Annotated in this window: 7 protein-coding genes; 3 read left to right on the top strand and 4 right to left on the bottom strand. The window is 75.5% G+C overall.

Annotated elements, in window-relative coordinates:
- The 3 genes from WN71_RS04945 to WN71_RS04935 all read left to right on the top strand — a co-directional run.
- The coding region (locus WN71_RS04945) for an ABC transporter ATP-binding protein (RefSeq protein WP_046592689.1) at positions 1 to 858 on the top strand (858 nt) is incomplete at its 5' end.
- 76 nt (positions 859 to 934) lie between these two features.
- A complete protein-coding gene (locus WN71_RS04940; RefSeq protein WP_046592690.1) occupies positions 935 to 1,759 on the top strand; it encodes an ABC transporter permease in 825 nt (274 codons plus the stop codon).
- A gap of 34 nt (positions 1,760 to 1,793) precedes the next feature.
- Positions 1,794 to 2,555 carry a DUF2567 domain-containing protein gene (locus WN71_RS04935; protein WP_240529560.1) on the top strand — a complete coding sequence of 254 codons (762 nt, stop codon included), beginning with the start codon at positions 1,794 to 1,796 and terminating at the stop codon, positions 2,553 to 2,555.
- A gap of 267 nt (positions 2,556 to 2,822) precedes the next feature.
- On the opposite strand, the gene ybaK is transcribed toward WN71_RS04935, so the two are convergent.
- From ybaK to WN71_RS04915, 4 genes are all read right to left on the bottom strand, one after another.
- Positions 2,823 to 3,320 (bottom strand): Cys-tRNA(Pro) deacylase, encoded by a 498-nt coding sequence (gene ybaK, locus WN71_RS04930; RefSeq protein ID WP_046592691.1) that lies wholly within the window; start codon positions 3,318 to 3,320, stop codon positions 2,823 to 2,825.
- Positions 3,321 to 3,382: 62 nt separating this feature from the next.
- Positions 3,383 to 4,123 (bottom strand): LON peptidase substrate-binding domain-containing protein, encoded by a 741-nt coding sequence (locus WN71_RS04925; protein ID WP_046592692.1) that lies wholly within the window; start codon positions 4,121 to 4,123, stop codon positions 3,383 to 3,385.
- A gap of 11 nt (positions 4,124 to 4,134) precedes the next feature.
- Entirely contained in the window at positions 4,135 to 5,160 is a 1,026-nt protein-coding gene (locus WN71_RS04920) for a hypothetical protein (protein WP_046592693.1), read from the bottom strand.
- A 182-nt stretch (positions 5,161 to 5,342) separates the two neighbouring features.
- On the bottom strand, positions 5,343 to 6,917 hold the full coding sequence (locus WN71_RS04915) for an oxidoreductase (protein WP_046592694.1): 1,575 nt from the start codon (positions 6,915 to 6,917) through the stop codon (positions 5,343 to 5,345).
- Positions 6,918 to 7,046 lie beyond the last annotated feature (129 nt).

Genomic DNA, 7,046 nt, shown 5'->3' with positions numbered 1-7,046 from the left:
GGCGAGATCTTCGGCCTGCTCGGCCCGAACGGCGCAGGCAAGTCCACCCTGGTCCGCCAGCTGACCGGCCTGATGCGCCCCGATCGCGGCAGCGTGGAGATCCTCGGCCACGACATCGTGCGCCACCCCGAGCGCGCCGCCCGCCTCCTCGCCTACCTCGGCCAGGAGTCCAGCGCCCTCGACGAGCTGACCGTCTCCCTCGCCGCCGAGACGACCGGGCGGCTGCGCGGCCTGCACGCCCGGCAGGCGCGCGCCGAGCGCGACGCCGTACTCGACGAGCTGGGCCTCGCCCCGATCGCCGCCCGCCCCCTGCGCAAGCTCTCCGGCGGCCAGCGCCGGCTGGCCTGCCTCGCCGCCGCGCTGGTCGGCGAGCGGCCGCTGCTGGTCCTCGACGAGCCCACCACCGGCATGGACCCCGTGGCCCGCCGCGCGGTGTGGTCCGCCGTCGACCGGCGCCGGGCCGAGCGCGGCACCACCGTGCTGCTCGTCACCCACAACGTCATCGAGGCCGAGACCGTCCTCGACCGGGTCGCCGTCCTCGACCGCGGCCGGGTGATCGCCTGCGACACCCCGGCCGGCCTCAAGGAACGGGTGGCCGGCGAGGTCCGCGTCGAGCTGGTGTGGCGCGAGCGGCCCCCGCTGGAGGTGCCCGAGGTCGCCGTGCTGCGCGAGCGGGCCGTGGAGTCCGGCCGCCGCTGGACGCTGCGGCTCGCGCCCGAGGAGGCCCGCGCGGCCGTCGCCACGGTCACCGGCGGCGCCGCCTTCGCCGCCCTCGACGACTTCACGCTCGCCACCCCCAGCCTGGAGGACGTCTATCTGGCGCTCGGCGGCGACGGACGCGGACTGGTGAAGGCATGAGCGCAGACCCCGTCCGGTACGTACAGGAATCCGTAGGGCACGAGACCGCTGCCGGAGCGAGAAGGAGCAGCCCGAGGTGAGTGTCGTATCCGCCGATGCCCGGCCGGGCGGCGCGCCGGCCACCGCGCCGGTGCGCGCGCAGGCCGCGCCGCTCGCGCCACGCGCCCGGCTGTGGCCCTCGCTGGCCGCGGTCTACCGCGCCCAGCTCTCCCGCGCCCGGGTGGCCCGCATCCCGCTGCTGTTCGTCGCGACCTTCCAGTCCGTCGGCATCCTGATCATGATGCGTGGCGTGGTGGACGCGGGCGGCGACGACGCCCGCTACGTCGTGGCCGGCTCGTCGGTGCTCGTGGTGGCCTACGTCGGCCTGAACCTGCTGGCCCAGTACTTCGGCCAGCTGCGCGGCAGCGGCGGCCTCGACCACTACGCGACGCTGCCCGTGCCGCCGGCCGCCGTGGTGCTCGGCGCGGCGGGGGCCTACGCCTCCTTCACCGTGCCCGGCACCCTGGTGACCGCCGCGTTCGGCGGGATCCTGTTCGGGCTGCCGCTGGCGAACCTGTGGGTGCTCGCCGCGGTGATCCCGCTGGCCGGCGCCGCGCTCGCCGGGCTCGGCGCCGCGCTCGGCCTGCTCGCGCCGCGCCCCGAGCTCGCCACCCTGCTGGGCCAGCTGGGCATGTCGGCGGCGCTGCTGCTCGGCGTGCTGCCCGCCGACCGGATGCCCGGCGTCGTACGGCTGCTGCGCGACCTGCTGCCGTCGACGTACGGCGTGGAGGCGTTCGCGCGGACCTTCGGGTCGCACCCGGACTGGGCGCTGGTCGCCGGTGACCTGGCCGTCTGCGCCGGGGTCGGGGTGGTCTCGCTGGCCGTGGCGGCGTGGGCGTACCGCCGGGCCGCGGTCCGGTGACGCGCCGCACAGACACGCCTGGCACGATGTCAGGGTGACCGCTCCGCTGACTCCGCCCCCGCCGCCGCACGAATCGTCCGAGAACGACGCCAAGGCGTGGCCGACCGCACCCGCCGGGTACGCGTACCCGGCCGCCGCCCACGACGCCGTGCACGAACAGGACGGTCCCGGGATGAAGACCGAAGTGCGGGAGGCCGTCGTCGTCACGGTGGCGCTGGCGCTGTGCGGGGTGCTGCTCGGGCTGCTGTGGCAGTGGCTGGCGCCGCAGGTGCCGCTGGTCGGCGACGTCTCCGGCAAGAACTGGGTCGTCTACCTCAAGGACAGCGAGGGCGAGCAGGCGATCGGTGTGGACGGCACGTTCACGCTGCTGGCGCTGGCCTTCGGCGCGGTGAGCGCCGTGGTGGTGTTCCTGGTGCGCCGGCGCGGCGGTGTGCCGCTCGCGGTCGCGCTGGCGGTCGGCGGCCTGCTCGGCTCGCTGGTGGCGTGGAAGCTCGGGGTGTCGCTCGGCCCCGCCAAGGACGTCCTCGCGCACGCCAAGGAGGTCGGCAAGGGCGTGACCTTCGCGGCGCCGCTCAAGCTCGGCGCGAAGGGGGCGCTGCTGGCCTGGTCGGTGGCCGCGCTGCTGGTGCACCTCGGCCTGACCGCGCTGTTCGGCCCGCGGGACCCGGAACCGGCCTACGACTACGGCCCGCACGACTCGCACGGTCCGTACACCCCCCACGACGGCACCCAGGGCACCCACGGATCCGAGGGCCCGCAGGGCCCGCAGGGGCCGTACGGAGCGCCCCCGGCCTGACCGGGGACGCTCCCCCCGACGGGGTGTCGGTCACGCGGGACGGCGGCCGTGGTTGGAACGGCCCTTCCTGATGCGCCACTTGCGCTTGCGGGTTCGCTTCGACATGCCCCTTCTGCTTAGTCCAGGAAGGGCCACCCGTCGAGGGGTCGCGCAACAGAGCCGAGGCGTCGTCCGGCAGGGCCGAGGCGTCGTCCGGCAGGGCCGAGGCGTCGCCCGGCATGGCCGGGGCGGCACACGGCAGAGCCGGGGCGGCCCGCGGCGAAGGCGTCAGCCGCGCCCGATCGGCGCCCGTACCGCCCCCGTCAGCCGCGCCAGGTCGTCCGGGGCCAGTTCGACCTCCAGCCCCCGCCGCCCCGCCGAGACGCAGATCGTCGCGTGGGCGGCGGCCGAGGCGTCCAGGACCGTCGGCAGCTTCTTGCGCTGGCCGAGCGGGGAGATGCCACCGCGGACATAGCCCGTGGTGCGCTCCGCGAGCGCCGGGTCCGCCATGGCCGCCCGCTTGCCGCCGACCGCCGAGGCCAGCGCCTTCAGGTCCAGCGAACCCGCCACCGGGACCACCGCCACCGTCAGCGTGCCGTCCACGTCGGCCACCAGCGTCTTGAAGACGCGGTCCGGGGACACGCCCATCGCCTCGGCGGCCTCCTCGCCGTACGACGGATGCGCGGGATCGTGGTCGTAGGAGTGGACCGTGTACGTCACCCCCGCCGCGGTCAGCGCGACGGTGGCGGGCGTGCCGCCCTGCTGCTGTTGCTTCTTCTTCGCCATGCGGGCCGTTTCCCCCGGGATTTGCGTGGAGTGCGTGGGCGGCGCGAGGTGCGCCGGGCGGGTCAGTTGAGGCTCGTCGGGCCGCGGGTCAGATCCGGTGCGGGCAGCGAGGGCAGCCGGCGGATGACGGCGGCCTCGGAGCGCAGCAGCTTCAGCTCGTCGCGCAGCCGGGAGGCGGTGTCCGGGGCCTGGAGCAGCCGCTGCTTGGTCGGCGTGTCGAGCACCATCGCCGCGGCGACCAGGTACGACACCACGGACGGCTCGTCGGGCAGGTCCGCCGAGGTCGACAACGACCGCTCCCGGGCGCCCGCGAGGCGCTTCTGGTACTGCCGGAACGCCCGCAGCACGCCCTCCGCCAGCGCCCCGGCCTCGTCCCCGGGTTCCTCCGCCAGCTCCTCCAGTTCGGCCGTCAGGAAGGCACCGGTGGCGTCGACGGACAGCAGCCGCACCCGGGTCGTCCCGGTGGCCAGCACCTCGAAGGTGCCGTCGGAGCGCTCCCGGATGGTCGCCGCGTCGGCGATGCACCCCACGGAGTGGAACGTCTTGGCCGGGTCGGCGCCGAAGCCGGCCGCGGGGCCGCGCTGCGGCAGGGCCGTCTGGTCGGGCATCCCGGGCGCGCTGGGCGCGACCTCGTGGCCGTCGCGGATCGCCACGACGGCGAACCGCCGCGGCTCGTCCTCCGGGGCCTTCGCCAGGGTGCGCATCATCGCGCGGTAGCGCTCCTCGAAGACGTTCAGCGGCAGCACGAGCCCCGGGAACAGCACGGAGTTCAGCGGGAAGAGGGGGAGACGGACGGTGGTCACGGCGCAAAAGCCTAATGGTCCACGGAGCGTGCGCGTCCGGTCCGCCCGCCCCACGCCCCCGTCCGCACGCCCGGCGCACCGGTCGCGGTGGCCGCGCGGATCTGGTCGCGCACGTGCAGGAAGTGGGCGAGCGGGTCCGCCGCCAGCCGGTCCCACGGGAAGGAGGTGACGTACGGGCCGATGAGGTCGAGCTGCGCGAGCGCGTCGCTCCAGCGGCCCAGCCGTACGAGGACGTACATGAGCTCGTTCCTGGCCTCGGCGGGCCAGGGGGAGGCCGCGGCGAAGCGCGCGGAGAACGCGACGGCCCGGTCGGCGGCCGCGTCGAGCCGCTCCCGCGCCACTTCGGCGCCACAGCCGTCGGAGAGGTACCCGAAGGCCGCGTGCGCCGGGAGGGCCTGGACCAGGGAGTCGGCGGGGGCGTCCTGGGCGGCCCGCTCGGCGAAGTCGAAGCACTCGCGGTGGGAGCCCTGCCAGGAGGCGGCCAGGTAGTGCAGCGCGGCCGCGTGGCAGCCGTAGTGGTGCGGGGCGCGCCGTACGGCCGCCTCCCACAGCTCGCCGAAGTACTTGTGGCCGGCGCGCGCCCCGCGGGCGTGGGTGAGGGCGACCCGCCACGGCACCGGGTCGCGCGCGTCGAGCTGGGCCGCGGCCGTGATCAGCGGGCTGACGCCGCGCAGCAGTTCGGCGCGGGCCGGCGAGGTCCAGGCGTGGTCGACCGCCAGCTGCGCCTCGACGAGCAGTCCGTCGGGGTCGTGCGGGTCGGCGGCCCGCCAGGTCTCGAACCACTCGCCCCGCGACCGGGCGAACGCGGCGAGCCGGACCACGTACCGGTCGCGGTGTTCCCAGTCGGCGGTGGCCCGGGTGAGGGCCAGCAGGGCGGCGGCGGGCTCGAACTCGCCCCGTCCGGCCGCGACGAGCGCGGGGCCGAGACGGTCGTCGGGCGCGTCGAGCAGCACCTCGTCCGCCGGGGCTCCGGCGGCGGGGCGCGTAGGAGTGCTTCTCATCCGCGACGCGCGGATGAACGGGGGGAGCAGCGCCATGGTGCCGCTTATTGAAAGACCGCAGGTGGCGGCGGCGCTAGTGTCCCCGGGCAACGAATCGAAAGTTGTACGGCCGCGGGTCAAGGACCGGTAAAAGGTGATCGTTCAACAACTGTGTGTCGCCTCCGGTCTGCCACCCTGCGCCCCGCCCGGTCGGCCCCGCCCCGCCCGGTGGGCCCCGCTCACCCCCTCCGCAGCAGCCGTGTCGCCCCCGCCGCCACCGTCGTGGCCAGGATCCAGCCCAGCAGGACCATCGCCGCCGACAGCCACTGCCAGCCGCCGCGCAGCTGCCACTGGCCCACCTGGCCCAGGTCTATGACCGGCAGCAGCAGGTCCAGGGTGTAGAGCGCCGGGTTCCACACGGGGTGCACGGTGTTCACCGGGGGATGCCCGGCGTGCGCGAAGGCGAGCGAGCCCGCGGCCCACAGCACCGCCATCCACACGGCGGCGCGGCCCGGCCGGTAGCCGTACGCCACCGTCCAGTCCTGCACGTACCCCCACACCTTGGCGGCCGGCGGCAGGCTCTCCCGGCGGCGGCGCTGCTTGGCGAGCAGCACCTCGCGGGCGTCCTCGTCCTCGCCCGCGCCGCGCAGCACGGCGGCGAGGCGCTCGTACGGCTCCGGGTTGTACTCCGCGGTCGCGGCCGTCACCCAGCCCAGCCGTTCGGTCAGCGGGAACGGGCCCTGCGGCACGAGGTTCTCGTAGACGAAGCCGCCCATGTGCAGATTGCCCGGCGCCGGCCACGCGCTCGCCCGGTCGACCAGGTTGGCGATCCGCGCGCCCGAGAGCACCACCTTGCCGCGCAGCGGCCGGTCCCCGAGGAAGCGCAGCTCGGGAGCCTGCACCCGGCGCAGCGACAGCTCCTGCTCGTCGGTGAGCACGAACCGGGCCCGCTCCAGGTCCACCGCGTCCCCGAACCGGCCGTCGTCGAGGCGCACCCCGCCCTGCGCCTCGAACCGCTGCACCCGGGTCCCGCGGGCCGGCGTGGTCCCGCTCAGCCAGGGCCCGCCGACGCCCGCCGGGGTCAGGTACAGCGTGCGTTCCACGGTCAGCTGGGGCGCGTTCAGCGCGAGCCGCCCGGCCGGGTTGACCAGCCGGGCCCCGCGCAGGCTCAGCGACACGCCGACCTTCGCGCTGCGCAGGCTCAGCTCGCCGTACGACTCCAGCAGCTCCGCCTGGAGGTCCTGGCCGACCAGCATCCCGTCGGCGGCGATGGAGCGCCCGGTGCGGTCGCGGTGCACGACGGCCTCGTTCAGCATCAGGTCGGTGCCGATGTGCGCGTCGGTCAGCCGGACGCCGTTGTGGAACCGGCAGCGCGGCAGATGGAGATCGCCCTCGGTGTGCACGCGGGCGGCCTCCAGGCGCGGCACCGAGCAGTTCACCATCCGCATGGTCGCGAACCGGGCCTCCGGCACCAGCACCTCCTGCTCGAACCGGCAGGACTTCATCTCGACGTACGGCGCCACCGTGCCGCCCGCCACGTCCAGCGAGCCCATGACCTGCACACCGACCAGCTTCAGCGAGGCGACCCGGCCGGCCAGCGCGGGCGGCCCGTCCAGCAGCAGCCACGCGATGATCCGCGCCCGCACGGCCCGCTCGGGGCCCCAGGGGTGCCCGCCGTGCGGATCGTCCACCTCCGCGTCGCCGCAGCGCAGGTCGTACACGGTGCCGTTGCGGAACGCCTGCCACATCCCGGCCTCGGCGGCGGTCAGGTCGTCCGGCAGATCGCCGCCCCGTACGCCGGTCTCCTCGGTCACACCCGTGCCCCCTTCCCCGGTGTCCCCGGCTACTCGCCGGTCGCTCGCGCGTCCACCCGTTGATGCCCGCTGGGTGACGCCCGGAACACAGGACGTGAAGGGGATCTTCCGGGTTCCGGCCACGTTCTG

The organism is Streptomyces mangrovisoli (assembly GCF_000974985.2).
GTDB lineage: Bacteria > Actinomycetota > Actinomycetes > Streptomycetales > Streptomycetaceae > Streptomyces > Streptomyces mangrovisoli.
The sequence above is the reverse complement of the archived record's forward strand: the minus strand, read 5'-3'. Positions and strand labels throughout refer to the sequence as shown.